The following is an 18,725-nucleotide window of genomic DNA, read 5'->3' as shown; positions in this document are numbered from 1 at the left end:
CGTCCGGCGTTTGAGGACGAGCGCGTTCAGCGCGACAAAGGGGGGTCTGGGGGCGCAGCCCCCAGGGATGGGACGGGTAGGGGCGGCGGGGGCGAATCCAGCTCGTCCTTCAGGCCCACCCCCGTCAGCCCCAACTCCCGTGCCCGCCCCATCAACGCCGCCAACTTCCCCGCCGCCGTCTCATAGCTCAGCCCCAGCGGAGGCCTGATGTTGGACAGGCAGTTGCGGTCCGCGTCCGTGGTCGTGCCGGGGCGCGGAGCGTACGTCAGATACGCGCCCAGCGAGTCCGCCGCCGACATACCGGGGCGTTCGCCGATCAGGACGACCACCATCGTGGCGCCCATGGCGTGGGCCACGTCGTCACCGAGGGCCACCCGGGCCTGCTCGGCGAGGATCACCGGGGCCACCCGTACCCCCGGGTCCAGCAGTGCCGTGGTCGCCCGCACCAGTGGCGCCGCATGCTCGTGCACCGCCCGGCTGGACAGGCCGTCGGCCACGACGAAGACCAGGTCCCAGTCGCCGCCGGGGAGGTGGGCACGGTCGATGTCGTCGAGGCGGCGCCCCAGGTCGGGGCGCTGAAGGTACGTGAGCCGGTCGCCGGCGGCGCTGCGTACCCGTACCGTCGGTTCGCCGGTGAGTCCCGCCGCGACCACCTCGGGATCGAAGGGCGAGTGCACCGCGTCCCTGGCGGCGGCGTGCGCGGCCTGCAACTCCAGGCGGTGACGCGTGGGCAGCGCCGAACCCGCGCGGCCGAGCCCGATCCGGGCCTGCGTGTGCCGTCGTAGCGCCGACCACATGGGCAAGTCGTCGGCGGCAGCGGCCAGTTGACGCTCCACAGAATCGGTCATGCCGCCAGCTCCTTTCCTATCGCCGTCAGCGGATGCGCCGTACCGGAGACGTCCCGGATCGCGCCCCGCTCGTCCAGCAGCCCGATGCCGTCCAGCCACGCCTCGAACTCCGGTGCCGGGCGCAGCCCGAGGACCTCGCGCAGGTACAACGCGTCGTGGTACGAGGCGGATTGGTAGTTGAGCATGATGTCGTCGCCGCCCGGTGTGCAGATCACGAAGGACGCGCCCGCGACGCCGAGCATCGTCAGCATCGTGGCGATGTCGTCGTCGTCCGCGTCGGCGTGGTTCGTGTAGCAGATGTCCAGGCCCATGGGCAGGCCGAGCAGCTTGCCGCAGAAGTGGTCCTCCAGTGCGGCGCGGAGGATCTGGCGGCCGTCGTACAGGTACTCGGGGCCGATGAAGCCCACGACCGTGTTCACGAGCAGCGGGTCGTAGCGGCGGGCGACCGCGTACGCCCGTGCCTCCACCGTCTGCTGGTCCACCCCGTGATGCGCGTCGGCGGACAGCGCGCTGCCCTGCCCGGTCTCGAAGTAGAGGGCGTTCTGACCGACCGTGCCCCGCTTCAGCTCCCCCGCCGCCGCGTGTGCCTCGTCGAGCAGCCCCAGGGTCACGCCGAACGACGCGTTCGCAGCCTGCGTACCCGCGATGGACTGGAACACCAGGTCCACCGGCGCCCCGCGCTCCATCAGATCCACACTCGTCGTGACGTGGCACAGCACGCACGACTGCGTCGGGATCGCGTACCGCTGGATGACTCCGTCCAGCAGTTCCAGCAGGTCACGTACCGCCTTCGGGCTGTCCGTCGCCGGGTTGATGCCGATCACCGCGTCGCCCGAGCCCAGCAGGAGACCGTCCAGGAGCGCGGCTGCCACGCCCGCCGGGTCGTCCGTCGGGTGGTTCGGCTGGAGGCGCGTGGCCAGCCGCCCGGGCAGGCCGATCGTCGAGCGGAAGGACGTCACCACCCGCACCTTGCGCGCCACCGCGACCAGATCGGCGTTCCCCATCAGCTTGGACACCGCGGCCACCATCTCGGGCGTCAGCCCGGGCGACACCGCGGCCAGCGACTCCGCGTCCGCCGCCTCCGACAGCAGCCACTCCCGGAACCCGCCCACCGTCAGCCCGGACACCGGCGCGAAGGCGGCCAGGTCGTGCGTGTCGACGATGAGACGGGTCACGTCGTCGGTCTCGTACGGAATCACCTGCTCGGCGAGAAAACGAGCCAACGGCACCTCCGCCAGCGCCCAGCGCGCCGCGACCCGTTCCTGCGCGGAGTCCGCGGCGAGGCCGGCCAGCCGGTCGCCGGAGCGCTCGGGGCTCGCGGCGGCGAGCAGGCGCGCGAGGGAGGTGAAGCGGTAGCTGTGGCCGCCGAGGGTGGCTGTGTACGTGCCGGTACCGGTGTACGTGCTCATGGCGACGACCGTACGAGCCACGTGTTGCCGTCAGATTTCTAAAGGTCTGGTTGACAAGTATTTAACATCACGCCACCCTTGGCCGACTCATTCGGGCTACAGAGTTCCACCTCGTCGGCAGTACGCGGAGCAAACGCGGCAAGGCAGCACGGCAAGGCAACCAGGAAGGGGCCACCCGATGGCAGTGGACGAGGGCGTAGCCCCGGCGGAGAGTACGAGCACAGGCGACGACGGCACGGTTCACCGGCTGAAGCCGAACGCGATCGGTCTGCTCGGCGTGGTCTTCATGGCCGTCGCGACCGCCGCGCCGATCACCGCGATGACGGGCAACGTGCCCTTCATGGTGTCGTCCGGCAACGGCATCGGCGCCCCGGCGAGCTATCTCGTCGCAATGGTCGTCCTGGCAATCTTTGCCGTCGGATTCACCTCGATGGCGAAGCACATCACGTCCACGGGCGCCTTCTACGGCTTCATCTCGTACGGCCTCGGCCGCACGGTCGGACTGGCGTCGGGGCTGCTCGCCACCTTCGCGTACGTCGTCTTCGAGCCCGCCCTGATCGGCATCTTCTCGACCTTCGCCACCGAGACCATCAAGGACCAGACGGGCACCGACATCCCCTGGTGGCTGTTCGCGATCCTGATGCTCGCGATCAATGCCACGGGCACCTGGTTCGGCGTCTCGGTGGCCGAAAAGCTGCTGGTCGTCCTGCTCGCCACCGAGGTGACGATCCTCGCCGCGATGGCCATCTCGGTCGCCTTCCACGGCGGCGGCCCGAACGGCTTCACCTTCGGCCCGGTCAACCCGGTCAACGCCTTCCAGGGCACCAGCGCAGGCCTCGGCCTCTTCTTCGCCTTCTGGTCGTGGGTCGGCTTCGAGTCGACGGCGATGTACGGCGAGGAGTCCCGCGACCCGAAGAAGATCATCCCCAAGGCGACGATGATCAGCGTCCTGGGCGTCGGCGTCTTCTACGTCTTCGTCTCCTGGATGGCCATCATCGGCAACGGCGAGGCGGCGGCGGTCGAGGCGGCCTCCTCCTCGAACCCCCTCGCCCTGTTCTTCAACCCCACCGAGCAGTACGTCGGCCACTGGGCGGTCGTCGTCATGCAGTGGCTGATGATCACCGGCTCGCTGGCCTGCGGCATGGCCTTCCACAACTGCGCCGCCCGCTACATGTACGCCCTGGGCCGTGAGGGCGTACTCCCCTCCCTCAAGAACACCATCGGCCGCACCCACGCCGACCACGGCTCCCCGCACATCGCGGGCCTGGTCCAGACGATCATCAGCGGCATCCTGCTCGCCGCGTTCTGGCTCGCGGGCAAGGACCCGTACACGGGTACGTACGTCCTGCTGGCCATCCTCGGCACCATGGCGATCCTCGTCGTCCAGGCCGTCTGCTCCTTCGCGGTCCTGGCGTACTTCCGCAAGAACCACCCGGAGAGCCGCCACTGGTTCCGGACGTTCACGGCCCCGCTGGTCGGCGGCATCGCGATGCTCGCGGTGGTCGTGCTGCTGGTGTCCAACATGGGCGTCGCGGCGGGCTCGGAGTCGGACTCACTGGTCCTGAAGGCCACACCGTGGCTGGTCGCCCTGATCGCGGCGGGCGGTATCGGCTACGCCACGTACCTCAAGCGCCGCGCCCCCGAGCGGTACGCGCTGCTGGGCCGGACGGTCCTGGAAGAGACCCAAGAGCGGTAGCACTCCGCTGGAGGCGCCGTCGGGGAACTGTCGCTGGGGAACTGCGGGTCGGCTGTGGCCGGTCGCGCCCCAGCGGCAGAGCCGCACATCGACACAGCCCCGCGCCCCTTTGGGGCGCTACCCCTGCCCCTGGCCGAAAGTCCGGGCCCGCTCCTCCCGCCACCGATCCATCAGCTTGGTCAGCTCGCCCTCCAGATACTCGAAGAAGGCGAGCGTCTCGGCGATCCGCTGCCCGCCGGGAGTGTCGACGCCAAGGCTGTCGACGCCCACGCGCAGGGTCTGCCCCCAGCGTTTGAGCACGGCGTCGCGGTTGGTCAGCGCCTCGTACCACTGGTCGCTGTGCACCCGGTACCGCTCGCGCCGCGAACCGGGTTCGCGCTCCCGCGACACCATGTGCACCTGGGACAGATAGCGCACCGCGCCGGACACGGCGGCCGGACTGACCTGGAGCTGCTCGCCGAGTTCGGCCGAGGACATGGCGCCGGCGTCGGACGCGAGCAGCGCGGCGAAGACACGGGCGGCCATGCGCTGCATCCCGGCGTCGACGAGCTGGGCGGCGAAGCCCTCGACGAACCTCGACACCGCCTCGGGGTCCCGCCCCGCACCCGCTTCCGCGCTCTCTGCCGTACTCCCCGCCGCACTCGCTTCCGTCATACGCCGAGTGTAACCAGCATTCATACGCTTCCTTAACTTCACAAATTTCTGAACACAGCGTACGTTCGGAAACATGACGAAGGCCAGCCCCGCTGTCGAGGTATCCGGACTCCACAAGTCGTTCGGCAGGACACACGCCCTGGACGGTCTCGACCTCACCGTCGAGACCGGCGAGGTGCACGGCTTCCTCGGTCCCAACGGCGCCGGAAAGTCCACGGCCATCCGCGTCCTCCTCGGTCTGCTGCGCGCCGACTCGGGCACCGCGCGCATCCTGGGCCGGGACCCCTGGGCGGACGCGGTGGAGGTGCACCGCCGGATCGCGTACGTCCCTGGCGACGTCACTCTGTGGCGCAACCTCTCCGGCGGTGAGGTCATCGACCTGTACGGCAGGCTGCGCGGCGGCGGACTCGACAAGGGGCGCCGGGCGGAGCTGATCGACCGGTTCGAGCTGGACCCGACGAAGAAGGGCCGCACGTACTCGAAGGGCAACCGCCAGAAGGTGGCGCTGGTGGCGGCGTTGGCGTCGGACGTGGACCTGCTCATCCTCGACGAACCGACGTCGGGCCTGGACCCGTTGATGGAGGAGGTCTTCCAGCGCTGCGTGGAGGAGGAACGGGACAGGGGCCGTACGGTCCTGCTCTCCTCCCACATCCTCAGCGAGGTCGAGGAGTTGTGCGACCGGGTCAGCATCATCCGCAAGGGCCGCACGGTGGAGACCGGCTCGCTGGCCGACCTGCGCCACCTCACGAGGACGAGCATCACGGCGGAACTGGCAGGCACACCCAACGGGTTGGCCCGTCTCCCCGGCGTCCACGACCTCGACGTACAGGGGAATCGGGTCCAACTCCAGGTGGACACCGACAAGTTGGACGCCGTACTGCGCTCACTCACCGAGTCGGGCGTACGGTCCCTGAGGTCGACGCCGCCGACGCTGGAGGAGTTGTTCCTGCGCCACTACGAGGACGAGGCGGTGACCCGATGACCGCCGCCATCACGTCAGCCCCGGCAGTACGGAGGACCGCCGGCGCGCGCCAACTGGCGGGCACCGGGACCCTGTTGCGCTTCAACCTGCGCCGCGACCGGGTGATGATCCCGATCTGGGTGGCGGTGACGGCCCTCCTGGTCCTCTCCCTCCCCGGCTCCCTGGAGAGCGTGTACTCCACCCCCGCCGAACGCGCCGACATCGCCCGCCAGATGCTCACCAACAGCTCGCTCCGCGCCACGTACGGCCCGGTGTTCAGCGACTCGATCGGCGGTCTGACCGCATGGCGCGTCGGCGGCTACGCGGCGATCCTGGCCGGCGTCATGAGCCTGCTCGTCGTCGTACGGCACACCCGCGACGAGGAGGAGAGCGGACGCCAGGAACTGATCTCGTCGGCGATGGTGGGCCGCAGGGCCCCACTCACAGCGGCCCTGCTCACCGCTCTGGTCGCCAACGCCACACTGGCCCTGCTGATCGCGGCCGGCCTGGCGGGCCAGGGCACATCGGGCGCACTCGCCCTGGGCCTGGGCATCGGAGGTGTGGGAGCGGCGTTCGCGACGCTCACGGCGATCGTCGCGCAGTTCACGGAGAGCGCGCGGCTGGCGAAGGGGCTGACGGGCGGCCTGCTGGGCGTGGCGTTCGTCCTGCGTGCGGCGGGCGACTCCGCGACGAACGACGGCTCGTCAGCGCTGACCTGGCTCTCGCCGATCGGCTGGCTGGAGAACCTACGGCCCTTCGCGGACGAACGCTGGTGGGTACTGGGGCTGTTCGTCGCCGCGACGGTCGTCCAGGGCTTCCTGGTCTACGAGTTGGCGGGCCGCCGGGACGTCGGCATGAGCTTCGTCGCCGCCCGCCCTGGCCCGCCGACCGGCCGCCTGGGCACGGCGGGCGCACTGGCCTGGCGGCTGCAACGGGGCTCCGTACTCGGCTGGAGCGTCGGGTTCCTCGCGGCGGGGGTCGCCTTCGGCGGGCTGACGAAGGGCGCGGCGGACCTGGTCGGCGACAACGCCAAGACGCGGGAGATCATCGAGCGGATGGGCGGCCAGTCGGGCATCGAGGACGCGTTCCTGGCCACGATGGTCGGCATGTTCGGCATGGTGGCGGCGCTGTACGTCGTCTCGTCGGTCCTGCGGCTGCACGCGGAGGAGACCTCGCAGCGGGCGGAACCGATCCTGGCGAACGCGGTGGGCCGACTGCGCTGGGCCGGGGGCCACCTGGTGATCGCCTTCGGCGGCGCGGTACTGATCCTGCTGCTGAGCGGCCTGGGCCTGGCACTCGGGTACGGGGAGGAGCTGGGCCCTCTGCTGGAGGCGAGCCTGGTGCAGATCCCGGCGGTGTGGGTACTGGGCGGACTGGCGGTCCTGCTGCACGGGGGGTCACCCCAACTGTCGGTAGGGGCCTGGGGCGTGGCGGGGTTCGCGCTGCTGGTGGGCTGGATCGGACCGGCGCTGGACGTACCGCAGGGGGTGCTGGACCTGTCGCCGTTCGGGCATCTGCCCAAGTTGCCCGGCGGGACGATGAGTTGGCCGCCGGTGCTGATCCTCACGGGGGTAGCGGTGGGGCTGGTCTCGGCGGGGCTGGCCGGGCTGCGGCGCCGGGACCTGAGCGCGTAGGACGCGTAGGAGACGACCGGAGGGCAGCCCGAGGGTGAAAGGGCAGTTCCCGAAGGGCAGGAACGAGGAACTCCGGGGCACAACGAGCGGGGTTGGCGGTTCCGGCGACTCCCCGGCCGGACACAATTCCTGGTCGGCGCCCATGAGTTGGTCGGCGCGCCAATGAGTTGGAAGGAAAGGCGAAAGCCTGACCCGTCCGGCATACTTGCGACCCGCTGGCCACCCTGCTCACCACCGCGCAAGCCGAGGCACGGCGTGTGCTTCGAGCGCTGACGCGAACCGAACTTCCGGGGAACAGTCGTCATGAACAACCTTCAGCCTTCGGACCCGACATCCATAGGCGGCTATCCGCTGCTGAGCCGGCTCGGCGCGGGCGGTATGGGGCAGGTCTTCCTGTCCCGTACGGGGTCGGGCCGGCTGCTCGCGCTGAAGACGATCCGGGACGACCTCAGCTCCGAGCCGGGCTTCGAGGAACGGTTCGCCCGCGAGATACGCAACAGCGACCGCGTCCGTTCGCCGTGGACCGTGACCGTCGTGGACTACAGCGCCCCGGGCCAGCGCCCGCAGTGGCTGGCCACCGAGTACGTGCCCGCGCCGTCGCTCGCCGACTGGGTCTTGTCCCATGGTCCGCTGCCGCCGAACGCGCTCCTCTCCCTCGCCGCCGAACTGGGCGGTGCCCTCCAGGCCGTGCACCAGGCCGGCCTCGCGCACCGGGACGTCAAACCCGGAAACGTCCTGCTGGCACGCGACCGTCCACGGCTGATCGACTTCGGGGTCGCCCGGGCCGCCGACGACAGCCGGCACACCCGCCTCGGTGTCTCCGTGGGCTCCCCCGGCTTCCTCGCACCGGACCAGGCCATCGGCGCCGTCGCCGCCGAACCGGCCGACGTGTTCTCACTGGCCGCCGTGCTGGTGTACGCCGCCACCGGACGCGGCCCCTTCTCGCGCGCGGGGGAGCAGGTCCCCGCGGCCACCCTGCTGTACCGGGTGGTCCACGAGGAACCCGACCTCACGGGCGTACCCCCGGAGCTGCTGCCGCTGCTCACCGCGTGTCTGGCCAAGGATCCGGCCGCACGCCCGACAGCGGCCCGGCTGAGCGGATGGCTGGCGGAGAGGGGCGGCCGGACCGGGAGCTGGCAGCAGGAATACCCGGCGGCTCTCGCCGGAGAACTGACCCGGGCCGAGCATTCCGCGCGCACCGTGACCGACCTCGCACAGACCTCCGTAGCGACCACCGCCGGTCAGGAACCGGCCCCGGGGGCGACAAGATCCGACACGCTCCTCGCCGCCCCGGCCGCCGAGCCCGTCCGCCCCCGCCGGCCCGCCTGGCTGCTGCCCACGGCCATCGGGGCGGTCGCGGTCGCGGCGGCCGTGGCGGCCACCGTCCAATTCGGTGCGCAGCGTTCCTCGGCCGACTCCTCCCCGTCCACGCAGGGACAGCCGTCCGCGTCGGCGACCGCGAGCGGGACGCCGTCCCCGTCAACGACCCCGGTCACGACACCCTCCGCGTCGGCGACCCCGGAGTCCCCGGCGCCCGACCCGACACTCAAGGTCATCCAGGCCACGTTCGAGCTGGCCGCCGGAGAGTCCGTGGTGGCCGGGGCCAGGAGTCTGACCATGCAGGAGGACGGCAACCTGGTGATCTCCCACCAGGACGGCACGCCCCTCTGGGCCGCGGCGACCGCCGGCGAGGGCAACTCCGCCCGCTTCCAGCCGGACGGCAACCTGGTCGTCTACAGCGGTGCCGGGCAGGCCCTGTGGTCCACACAGACCAACGACAACCCGGGAGCGACCCTCGTCTTCCAGTCCGACGGAAACGTCGTGATCAAGTCCGGCGACACTGTCCTGTGGGCCGCGGGAACACAGAACTGACACTCAGAGGGCTCAGAGGGGCAACGGCGTAGAAGCCCGTCACCGGAACCCACGGCACCGCAGCTGCGTCCCTCGCAGACATGGGACAACGCGCGCAAGCCGCCGGAGGATGTCTGACCGCCGCCCTGGGCGCAGCCGCCGGACTGCTGGTGTGGACCATCAGGGCCCAAGGCCGGATCAACCGCTTCGAGCAGGGCCCCGACTGGAGCGTCCTCTACGCCGAACTGCCCCTGCTGACCCTCGCCGGAACCGCCGCCGGCCTGACCGCCTGGGCCGTCGTACGAGGCCTCGTCACCCGGCTCAGATCTCGACGCGCAGCCCCTCCAGCCCCCTGATCACGAAGTTGGGCTTCCGCACCGGCTCCTCCCCCAACGCCAGTGTCGGCGCCCCCCTCAGCAGCGCCCCCATCGACGCCGCCAGCTCGATCCGCGCCAGTGGAGCCCCGATGCAGTAGTGAATCCCCGCGCTGAAGGAAATGTGCGGGTTCTCCGCCCGCGTCAGGTCCAGTGACCCGGGACCGGCGAAGACCTCCGGGTCGTGGTTGGCCGCGCCGAAGAGCAGGGCCACCTCGCTGCCCCTCGGGATCACCGTCCCGTCGATCTCGATCTCGTCCAGTACCCAGCGTTCGAAGAGCTGGAGCGGGGTGTCGTACCGCATCAGCTCCTCCACGGCGGAGGGGATCAGGGAGTGGTCCGCCCGCAGCCGGTCCAGTTGGTCGGGGTTGCGGAACAACGCCCACCAGCCGTTCACCGTCGCGTTGACCGTCGCCTCGTGGCCCGCGTTCAGCAGGAGCACGCAGGTCGAGATCATCTCCTGTTCCGTCAGGCGGTCGCCCTCGTCGTACGCGGCGATCAGGCCCGAGATCAGGTCCTCGCCGGGCTCCTTGCGGCGGGTCGCGATCAGCTGCTGCAAGTACTCCGTGAATTCCTCCGACGCCCGTACCGCCCGCGCCGCCGTGTCCTGCGACGGGCTCAGCTCGTACATGCCGCAGATGTCCGCCGACCAGGGGCGCAGCGGGGCGCGGTCGGCCTCCGGGATGCCCAGCATCTCCGCGATCACCGCCACCGGGAGCGGCTCCGCCACGTCGGTGAGCAGGTCGCCGGCGCCCGCCTTCACCAGGTCGGCCACCAACTCCGCCGCGAGCCGCTCCACGTACGGCTTCAGGCCCTCCACCGTCCGGGGCGTGAACGCCTTCGACACCAGGCGGCGGATGCGGGTGTGGTCCGGCGGTTCCAGGTCCAGCATGCCGTGGTCGTTCAGGGTGTGGAACGGCTCGTGTTCCGGCGGGGGTGCCGTACGGCCGAAGTCCTCGTGGGTGAAGCGGTGTTGGTAGGTGCGGCCCAGGCGGCGGTCGCGCAGCAGCGTCGAGACGTCCGCGTGGTGCGGGACCAGCCACTGGTTCGTGGGTTCGTAGTACACGACCCTGCCGCGGGCGCGCAGCTCCGCGTACGCGGGGTACGGGTCCGCGACGAACGTCGGGTCCCACGGGTCGAAAGCAAGGTCGGAAGCAGCTGCCATGCACGGACGCTAGCCCGAGCCACCCCCACCTGACCAGGGACGTCTCACCGTACGACGCCACGGGCCACCGGAGGGCGGAGTTCGGGTTCCCGTCAGCGAACCTTCTCCCGTGCGCCCTTGACCCACCGGGTGATCCCCGGCTTAGGGTGGCCGCCCCCGAACAGGAGTACCCCACCCATGACCAGCCGCCTGTACGTGCGGGAGATCACGCGCGAGGAGCATCTGGCCCATCTGCGGCTGCGCCCCGACGCGAGCCATCTCCAGATCCCCGAGTGGGGCGGCGTGAAGCCCGACTGGCTGCCGGAGAGCATCGGCTGGTTCGAGTCCGAGGGTGAGGGCGAGGGCGAGGGCGATGTCATGGTCGCTGCCGCGCTCGTCCTCTACCGGCCGCTGCCCGGGACCCGGCGCTACCTCGCGTATCTCCCCGACGGGCCCGGCATCGACTGGCGGACCCCTCGGCTGGAGCGCTGGCTGGACCCGCTCGTCGCCCACCTGGAGCGCATCGGGGCGTTCTCGGTACGGATCGGGCCGCCCCTGGTCGTACGGCACTGGGACCCGGCCACCGTGGCGGCGGGCCTCGCCGACCCCGGCGTACACCACCTGCGGGAGCTGCCCGCTGCCGGCATCGACGGCTACGCGCTCGACGCCGCCGAGCGGCTGCGGCGGCTCGGGTGGCGGCCGTGCGACGAGGACGACGGCAACGGTTTCGGCCTCGGTCAACCGCGCTACGGCTGTCACATCCCGCTCGCCGGACGCTCGGTCGACGACCTCCGAGACGCCCTCGCACCGCACTGGGAACAGTCCCTGCGTACGGCCGAGACGGCGGGCGTCCAGGTCTCGTGGGTCTCGGACGACGACCTGCCCGAGTTCCACCGCCTGTACACCGCGACCGCCGCCCACGACGGCTTCAAGGCCCGCCCGCTGGACTACTTCCGGCGCATGTGGCGGGCCCTGAACAGCGAGGACGAGGACCGGCTGCGCCTGTACGTCGCCGAGTACGAGGGCGAGGTCCTCTCCGGGGCGCTCATGATCAACGTCGGCTCCCGGGTCTGGCACTCGTACGCCGCCTCCGGCTCCCGGGGTCGCCAACTGCGGCCCAGCAGCGCGCTGTTGTGGCGGATGCTGTGCGACGCGCAGGCGGCGGGCGCCGAGACGTACGACCTGCGCTCCATCACCCCCGCCCTCACCGAGGACCGGCTGCTCGGCCGGCTCCACTTCAAGACGGGCGCCGGCGGCCGGGCGGTGGAGTACCTCGGCGAGTGGGAACTCCCGGTGGGCAGCCAGGGCAAGGTGCTGCGAAGGGCGCTGGGGCTCTACCTCGCCCGCAGATGACCCACCCAGCCCCCGTCTACGAGTCCCCTCCAAGCAGGTCGGGCGAGTCCGCTGCCGTTCGGCAGCGCCCCAAAGGGGCGCGGGGCTGCATTGGAGATGCGGCTTCCGCCGCGCGGGCGCGACCAGCCACGATGGCGCCGCAGACGACCGACGACACATCGCGGCACTTCAAGCGGAGCGCCTAGCCGAACTCGGGGATCGTGACCGAGCCGTCCGCCGCCAGCGGGAAGCCCGGGTTGTGCGCGATCTCCCACGCGTGGCCGTCCGGATCGACGAAGGCACCGGAGTAGAAGCCGACCGCGTTGACGGCCGCCGGCCTGGTGACGGTCCCGCCGGCCCGTTCCGCCGCCGCGAGCAGCGCGTCGGCCTCGGCGTCGGAGCGGACGTTGTGGGCGAGAGCGATCCCGCCGAAGCCACCCGCCGCCGCCTTCTCTCCGGGCTCCAGTCCGCAGTCGACCGCGAGCTTGTCCCGGCCCCACAGGACGAACCCCAGCCCGCCCGCCTGGAAGAAGACGGTCTCCTCGACCTCCTGCCCCCGCCAGCCCAGAGCCTCGTAGAAGGCCTTGGCTCGGGGGAGATCGGAGACACCCAGCGTGATCAAGGTGATGCGCTGCTCCATAGCCATTCCCATCACCTCACCGTAGCCGGGCCACACCGAAGGCTCATCCCGGCGTCACCAGCCGCGCCTCGTACGCGAACACCGCCGCCTGCGTACGGTCCCGCAGCCCGAGTTTCACCAGGATGCGGCTGACGTGCGTCTTGATCGTCGACTCGGCGACCACCAGCTGCCCGGCGATCTCGACGTTCGACAGACCCTGCGCGATGAGCACCAGCACCTCGGTCTCCCGGTCGGTCAGATCGCCGTACGCCGCCTGTGCGCCCGGCATCAGCCGCGGTGCCTCGGAGAGCTTCGAGAACTCGGTGATCAGCCGCCGGGTGACCGAGGGGGCCAGCAGGGCTTCCCCGGTCGCCACCACCCGCACCCCGTCCGCCAGTTGACGGGCCGACGCGTCCTTCAGCAGGAAGCCCGACGCGCCCGCCCGCAGCGCCTGGTACACGTACTCGTCGAGGTCGAACGTCGTCAGCACCAGGACCTTCGCCGTGCCGTCCGCCGCGACGATCTCCCGGGTCGCCTCGATGCCGTTCATCTCGGGCATCCGGATGTCCATCAGGACGACGTCCGGGGCGAGTTCGCGTACCCGCTCCACCGCCTCGCGGCCGTTCACCGCCTCGCCGACGACCTCGATGTCCGGCATCGCGTTCAGCAGCACGGAGAAGCCCTCGCGGACCATCATCTGGTCGTCCGCGATCACCACACGGATCGTACGGGCGTCGCTCATGCCCCGTCTCCCCCGTCCTCGTTCGTGCTCGCGACCGGCAGGAAGACGGTGACCTCGTAGCCCCCGCCGTCCACCGGACCCGTCGTCATCTCGCCGCCGAGCATGGAGACCCGCTCCCGCATCCCCGTGAGCCCGTGCCCCGCACCCTCCGTGGACTTCACGAACGACACCTCCGCCGCAGGGCCGTTGACTATCCGCAGCCCCAACCCGCCCAGCACGTAACCGATTTCGACCCGCGCGCCCGCCCCCGGCGCATGCCGCAGCGTGTTGCTCAGCGCCTCCTGCACGATCCGGTACGCCGACAGCTCGACGCCCTGCGGGAGTTCACGTACCGCGCCGGTCACCACCTTCTCCACCCCGAGGCCCGCTTCCCGCACATTGGCGAGCAGCCCGTCGAGGTCGGCCAGAGTCGGCTGCGGGGCGTCGGGGGCTTCGTAGTCCTCCGCCCGGACCACACCCAGGACGCGGCGCAGTTCCGTGAGAGCCGCCACCGCGTTCTCGCGGATCGTCGCGAAGGCCTTCGTCAGTTCCTCGGGCGGGTTCTCCACCCGGTAGGGCGCCGCCTCCGCCTGGATGGCGACGACCGACATGTGATGCGCGACGACATCGTGCAGCTCGCGCGCGATGGTCGTGCGCTCCTCCAGCAGCGTGCGCTTGGACCGCTCGTGCGCGGTCACCGTCTGCTGGGCGGTCACCTGCTGCTCGGCGGCCCGGCGCACCAGCAGCATGCTCACCATGAGCAGCGCCAGCGCGGAGAGGAAGAGGAAGGGCACGGCGTTGCTGTTGAAGTACCGGTTGCCGAAGAGGCTCTCGGCGCCCATGGCGTACACCGCCGTCAGCGCCCACATCCAGGCGGCCGTACGCGGCCGGGTCCGGGCGGCGACGACCGTCAGCACCACCAGGTGGGCGACGAAACTCACGGGCTGCCAGGGCCAGTTGCCGCTGCCGTAGTCGCCGTTCCAGTTCTGGCCGATCAGGGCGACGACCGGGGTCGAGACCAGGGAGAACCAGAAGGCCCCGACCGGCCGGACCAGCGTCAGCAGGATCGGCCCCACCGAGAAGACGGTTATCGCCAGTGCTTGGATCAGGTCGCCCCTGCTGCCCTCGAAGGAAACCAGCAGCGCCAGCAGCCCGGCCGCACCCACCAAGGCGTGCCGTTCCCAGACCGCGTACGGGCGCAGCCGCTTCGGCAGCACCCGGGCGATCCCGCCAGGCCGGTTCCGCGGGGGCAGCGGGCGGTAGGCGAAGGCGTCGTGGAACAGGTCAGCGCGCAGCCCCGCCATCGCGTCCATGGCCACCCGGAACTCGGGGCTGCTGAACAGAGCGTCGTCCCCCCGCCTCGGCCTGGGGTTCGTCTGCTTGTGGGTCGTCTCAGTCACATACAACACGGTAGGCGGCGGGCGGGGCGCGGTCGTCAGCAGTGAGAGGGGTTCTCGGGCGTCCGTCTCAGGTACTACGGGACGGCTACGAGCACGGTAGGGGTACGACCAGGCCGTATCCCCTGTACTCCCTGCACCCCTTGTATCCCTCGCGCACCCGGCGCACCCAGCTCACCACGCGAGCTGGGCGATCTCCTCCGCGACGACCGCGCACGCGTCCGCCACCGGGTCGATCAGCGGGAAGTGGCCGACGTCCTCCAGCAGCGTCAGCCCGACCACCTCACCGGCCTTCGCCGCCGCGTCCGCGTACGACTCGGCGACCATCTGCGGTACGTCGACGTCGGCCCGCCCCTGTACGAGGGTGGTCGCGATGCCGGTGGGGAGCAGCAGCGCCGGGTCGGCGTAGGGCTGACGTTCGGCGAAGTGCCCTTCTCCGCCGAGGAGTTGACTGACGGCGTCGGAGCAGACGTCCAGCTTCTCGGCGACGGCGAAGTCCGCGATCGGGGCGAGGGCGACCACGCCGCGGAAGGGTGCGGGGCGTGCGGTGAACCAGGGCGCGTCGGCGGGCAGCAGATGCCGGGCGGCGACCCACAGGGCCAGGTGCCCGCCCGCCGAGTGCCCGGTGACGACCATGCGGCGCGGGTCGGCCTGCGGCAGGTGGGCCCGTACGAGAGCGGGCAGGGCGTCCAGCGCCGCCGCGACGTCGTCGAAGGTGTCGGGCCAGCGCCCGGCGACGGAGGGGCCGTCGCCGCCCCGCCGGTACTCCACGTTGGCCACGGCGAACCCGCGCCGGGCCAGGAACCCGGCGAACGGCGTGATGTGCCGACGGTCGTACGGCGCCCGCCAGGCACCCCCGTGCAGGACGACGACCAGCGGCACGGTCCCGTCACCGGGAAGCGCCTCGGGCCCGTGCGGGGCGTAGAAGTCGATCACCTGGTCGGGGTGGTCGCCGTACGGGGCGGTGGCGTCGGGGTCGACGGGCGGGTGCGAGAAGGCCGACTCCTCTTCCGCGGCGCGCGCGGCCTCGGCACCGGCCTCTGCGGCGCCGTGCTCCGGTGCTACGGCATCGTCCGGCATGCTCAACCTCTCAGCGACTTAAGACCGACCGGCAATTGGAGGGTGGGAGAGAATTCGGCCGTTGCCGGGACGCTATCAGGCCCGTGACGTGCGCCGACACGCACGGAAGTCACGCTGGGTGAGGTTGCTGGGCTTTGCGGGGGTTGGGTGACGGTCGGCGAATACGTCACACGCCGACCGTCACTGAAGAGGACTCAGCCGGCGACGACCTCGCCCAGCACCCGGGCCGCCCGCTCCACGTCCGCGAACCCGACGTACAAGGGTGTGAACCCGAACCGCAGCACATCCGGCCGCCGGAAGTCACCGACAACCCCCCGCTCGATGAGCCGCGCCATGACGTCCCCCGCGTCGGAGCACCGCAGCGCGACCTGACTCCCGCGCCGGGCGTGATCGGCAGGCGTCACTGACTCGACCCTCCCCTCGGGCACGTACTCATCGACGCACTCCAGGAAGAAGTCGGTCAGGGCAAGGGACTTGGCGCGTACGGCATCGATGCCGACCCCGTCCCAGACCTCGAGGGCCGCCTCCAGGGCGAGCATCGAGAGGATGTCCGGCGTACCGACCCGCCCGCGCGTCGCACCCGGGGCCGGGGCGTACTCGGGCCGCATGCCGAAGGGGTCGGCGTGCGAGGTCCAGCCGGGCAGGGGCGAGTCGAACCGCTCCTGATGCGCGTGATTCACATACAGGTAGGCGGGCGAACCGGGCCCGCCGTTCAGGTACTTGTAGGTGCAGCCGACGGCGAGGTCCACCCCGTGCTCGTCGAGCCCGACCGGCAGGGCGCCCGCGCTGTGGCACAGGTCCCAGACGGCCAGGGCGCCGGACGCGTGGATCGCGGCCGTGAGGGCGGGCAGGTCGTGGAGGCGGCCGGTGCGGTAGTCGACGTGGTTGAGCAGCACGGCGGCGGTACGGTCGCTCAACTCCCCGGGTACAGCGCCCGGTTCGAGCGCGCGCAGGGTGCAGCCGGTCATCCGGGCGGCGGACTCGGCGATGTAACCGTCGGTGGGAAAGGTGGTGGCGTCGACGAGAATCTCGTCGCGCCCGTCCCCGGCGAGCCGCACGGCCCCCACAAGTGCCTTGAAAACATTGACACTTGTCGAGTCACCCACAACCACCTGCCCGGCAGCCGCGCCCACCAGCGGAGCGATCCGGTCCCCGATCCGCTCGGGCGCGGTCCACCACCCGCTCTCGTCCCAGGACCGGATGCGCAGCTCGCCCCACTCCCGGCGCACGACGTCGTCGAGCCGCCCGGGGACGGCGGCGGGCAGCGCGCCGAGCGAGTTCCCGTCGAGGTAGGTGACGCCGTAGTCGAGCACGAACTTCGCCCGCACCTCGGCGAGTTCGTCACGCGAGTCCAGCTGCTCGGCGACCTCGGTCTTGGACGGCAGCAGCTTGGGGGAAGAGGACTCAGACATGGGACCTCGCCGTCCACAGCTCGGGGAACACGTTCTTCTGCGCCCGTTTCTCCAGCCAGGCCACCCCGGCGGAGCCGCCGGTGCCGGCCTTGGCGCCCATGGCCCGCCGGGTGGCGACGAGATGGTCGTTGCGCCAGCGCCACACCAGTTCGGCGACGTCGGTCAACGCCTCCCCGAGCCGGGCCAGTTCGGCGTCGGGATCACCGGAGTAGAGGGCCGTCCAGACGGCCTCGACCTCGGCGGAGGGCTCGTACCGCAAGGACACGTCACGCGACAGAACGGCGTCCGGAAGGGCGTACCCGCGCCGCGCGAGGAGCCTCAACACCTCGTCGTACAGGCTCGGTTCGTGCAGCGCCTTCTCCAGCTCGGCGTGCACGCGCGGGGCGGCGCGATGGGGCACGAGCATCGACGCGGACTTCTCACCGAGCAGGAACTCCATCCGCCGGTACATCGCGGACTGGAACCCGGAGCCCTCGCCGAGGGCGGCGCGGTAGGAGTTGAACTGGGCCGGGGTGAGCTGTGCGAGGGGCCGCCACGAGGCGTTGAGGGCGTCCAGCTCGCGCACGGAACGCTTGAGGGCGGCGACGGCGGTAGGCACGTCGTCGCCGCGCAAGGCTCCGGCGGCGGTCTCCCACTCATGCACGATGACGGTGAACCACAACTCCATGACCTGGGTCGTCACCAGGAAGACCATCTCTCCGGGGTCGTCGGAGAGGGTGTGCTGGAGGTGGGTGAGGACGTCGGCCTGGACATAGTCCTCGTACGGCGTCGTACCGGCGAAGTCGAGATGCGGGGTCTCGGGCTCCGAAGCCTCGGGGGGCTGAGCCTGGAGGGACATCGCTGTCTCCTGTTGTACTCCGGGTAGCGGTCCGCCCCTGCCGAATTCCGACACGGGGGCCCCGGTCCCCAGGGGCATCCAACACAATCGTGCCCCGAATCCGCAAGGCCCGCCTGATCAGGTCACAGGCGGGCCGAGTACGGACAGGGGATGACGGGATGCCGGGATGGCTAGCCGAGCGTCTGGGCGGCCGTCGGGGAGGAGTCCTGGAGGAACTGGGTGCAGCGCTCGTACTCCTCCTTCTCCCCGATCGAGCCGGCGGCCCGGGCGAGCGCGTGCAGCGCCCGCAGGAACCCGCGGTTCGGCTCGTGCTCCCACGGCACCGGACCGTGCCCCTTCCACCCGGCGCGGCGCAGGGAGTCCAGTCCGCGGTGGTAGCCGGTACGGGCATAGGCGTACGACTCCACGACACTGCCCCGCTCGAACGCGTCGTCGGCGAGCTGGGCCCAGGCGAGGGAGGAGGTGGGGTACTTCGCGGCGACGTCGGCGGGGGCGGTGCCGTTCGCGAGGAGGTCGCGGGGCTCGGGGTGGTCGGGGAGGTGGGTGGGAGGCGGGCCGCCGAGCAGGTTTTCGTGAAGGGTCATGGTTCCAGTCTGGGGTATCGGACGGGCTTTGTTTTCGCCCCCGCCGCCCCTACCCATTCCCATCCTCGGGGGCTCCGCCCCCGAACCCCCGGACGGGCTGGGATGTCAGCCCGTCCGGCGTTTGAGGACAAGGCCCGTTCAGGGCCGGAGGGGGGTCTGGGGGCGCAGCCC

The 18,725-nt window shown here is 71.1% G+C and carries 17 protein-coding genes; 6 read left to right on the top strand and 11 right to left on the bottom strand.

The window, feature by feature from the left end; translation table 11 throughout:
• Positions 1–26 precede the first annotated feature (26 nt).
• Both eutC and ACWDR4_RS47810 read right to left on the bottom strand, forming a co-directional pair.
• Positions 27–848, bottom strand: a complete 822-nt coding sequence (eutC, locus tag ACWDR4_RS47815) for an ethanolamine ammonia-lyase subunit EutC (RefSeq protein ID WP_450418202.1) — start codon at positions 846–848, stop codon at positions 27–29.
• On the bottom strand, positions 845–2,257 hold the full coding sequence (locus tag ACWDR4_RS47810) for an ethanolamine ammonia-lyase subunit EutB (protein ID WP_450418200.1): 1,413 nt from the start codon (positions 2,255–2,257) through the stop codon (positions 845–847). The genes eutC and ACWDR4_RS47810 overlap by 4 nt, the downstream gene beginning before the upstream one ends.
• A gap of 178 nt (positions 2,258–2,435) precedes the next feature.
• Here ACWDR4_RS47810 and ACWDR4_RS47805 point away from each other — a divergent pair, with 178 nt between their 5' ends.
• Entirely contained in the window at positions 2,436–3,953 is a 1,518-nt protein-coding gene (locus ACWDR4_RS47805) for an APC family permease (RefSeq protein WP_450418198.1), read from the top strand.
• Positions 3,954–4,070: 117 nt separating this feature from the next.
• Here ACWDR4_RS47805 and ACWDR4_RS47800 read toward each other — a convergent pair whose 3' ends face one another.
• Positions 4,071–4,607, bottom strand: coding sequence for a GbsR/MarR family transcriptional regulator (locus ACWDR4_RS47800; protein ID WP_450418196.1), 537 nt, complete (start codon positions 4,605–4,607; stop codon positions 4,071–4,073).
• A 73-nt stretch (positions 4,608–4,680) separates the two neighbouring features.
• Between ACWDR4_RS47800 and ACWDR4_RS47795 the strand changes: the two genes are divergently transcribed.
• The 4 genes from ACWDR4_RS47795 to ACWDR4_RS47780 all read left to right on the top strand — a co-directional run bounded on the left by ACWDR4_RS47795 (position 4,681) and on the right by ACWDR4_RS47780 (position 9,409).
• Positions 4,681–5,589, top strand: a complete 909-nt coding sequence (locus tag ACWDR4_RS47795; protein WP_450418195.1) for an ABC transporter ATP-binding protein — start codon at positions 4,681–4,683, stop codon at positions 5,587–5,589.
• Positions 5,586–7,202, top strand: a complete 1,617-nt coding sequence (locus ACWDR4_RS47790) for an ABC transporter permease (RefSeq protein ID WP_450418193.1) — start codon at positions 5,586–5,588, stop codon at positions 7,200–7,202. Before ACWDR4_RS47795 ends, ACWDR4_RS47790 begins: the two co-directional genes overlap by 4 nt.
• A 303-nt stretch (positions 7,203–7,505) precedes the next feature.
• Positions 7,506–9,074 carry a protein kinase domain-containing protein gene (locus ACWDR4_RS47785; protein ID WP_450418191.1) on the top strand — a complete coding sequence of 523 codons (1,569 nt, stop codon included), beginning with the start codon at positions 7,506–7,508 and terminating at the stop codon, positions 9,072–9,074.
• A gap of 80 nt (positions 9,075–9,154) precedes the next feature.
• Positions 9,155–9,409 carry a hypothetical protein gene (locus tag ACWDR4_RS47780; RefSeq protein ID WP_450418190.1) on the top strand — a complete coding sequence of 85 codons (255 nt, stop codon included), beginning with the start codon at positions 9,155–9,157 and terminating at the stop codon, positions 9,407–9,409.
• Here the strand turns inward: ACWDR4_RS47780 and ACWDR4_RS47775 are convergent.
• Positions 9,375–10,592, bottom strand: a complete 1,218-nt coding sequence (locus tag ACWDR4_RS47775) for a cytochrome P450 (RefSeq protein WP_450418189.1) — start codon at positions 10,590–10,592, stop codon at positions 9,375–9,377. The genes ACWDR4_RS47780 and ACWDR4_RS47775 overlap by 35 nt on opposite strands.
• A 177-nt stretch (positions 10,593–10,769) precedes the next feature.
• Here ACWDR4_RS47775 and ACWDR4_RS47770 point away from each other — a divergent pair, with 177 nt between their 5' ends.
• Positions 10,770–11,924, top strand: coding sequence for a lipid II:glycine glycyltransferase FemX (locus ACWDR4_RS47770; protein WP_450418187.1), 1,155 nt, complete (start codon positions 10,770–10,772; stop codon positions 11,922–11,924).
• A 181-nt stretch (positions 11,925–12,105) separates the two neighbouring features.
• Here ACWDR4_RS47770 and ACWDR4_RS47765 read toward each other — a convergent pair whose 3' ends face one another.
• The 7 genes from ACWDR4_RS47765 to ACWDR4_RS47735 all read right to left on the bottom strand — a co-directional run bounded on the left by ACWDR4_RS47765 (position 12,106) and on the right by ACWDR4_RS47735 (position 18,554).
• On the bottom strand, positions 12,106–12,543 hold the full coding sequence (locus ACWDR4_RS47765; protein ID WP_450418203.1) for a VOC family protein: 438 nt from the start codon (positions 12,541–12,543) through the stop codon (positions 12,106–12,108).
• A 43-nt stretch (positions 12,544–12,586) separates the two neighbouring features.
• Positions 12,587–13,264, bottom strand: a complete 678-nt coding sequence (locus ACWDR4_RS47760; RefSeq protein WP_450418186.1) for a response regulator — start codon at positions 13,262–13,264, stop codon at positions 12,587–12,589.
• On the bottom strand, positions 13,261–14,643 hold the full coding sequence (locus ACWDR4_RS47755) for a sensor histidine kinase (protein ID WP_450418185.1): 1,383 nt from the start codon (positions 14,641–14,643) through the stop codon (positions 13,261–13,263). The genes ACWDR4_RS47760 and ACWDR4_RS47755 overlap by 4 nt, the downstream gene beginning before the upstream one ends.
• Positions 14,644–14,814: 171 nt before the next feature.
• On the bottom strand, positions 14,815–15,720 hold the full coding sequence (locus ACWDR4_RS47750) for an alpha/beta hydrolase (protein ID WP_450418184.1): 906 nt from the start codon (positions 15,718–15,720) through the stop codon (positions 14,815–14,817).
• Positions 15,721–15,914: 194 nt separating this feature from the next.
• The gene (gene kynU, locus ACWDR4_RS47745; protein ID WP_450418183.1) at positions 15,915–17,132 is read right to left on the bottom strand and encodes a kynureninase; all 1,218 of its coding nucleotides are present in this window, start codon (positions 17,130–17,132) and stop codon (positions 15,915–15,917) included.
• Entirely contained in the window at positions 17,125–17,970 is an 846-nt protein-coding gene (locus tag ACWDR4_RS47740) for a tryptophan 2,3-dioxygenase family protein (protein WP_450418181.1), read from the bottom strand. Before ACWDR4_RS47740 ends, kynU begins: the two co-directional genes overlap by 8 nt.
• 170 nt (positions 17,971–18,140) lie before the next feature.
• A complete protein-coding gene (locus ACWDR4_RS47735; protein WP_450418180.1) occupies positions 18,141–18,554 on the bottom strand; it encodes a DUF3151 domain-containing protein in 414 nt (137 codons plus the stop codon).
• Positions 18,555–18,725: the final 171 nt, after the last annotated feature.

The organism is Streptomyces sp. NPDC000878 (assembly GCF_053599695.1).
Note: the sequence above shows the minus strand (reverse complement) of the source record. Positions and strands in the feature narration are given on the sequence as shown.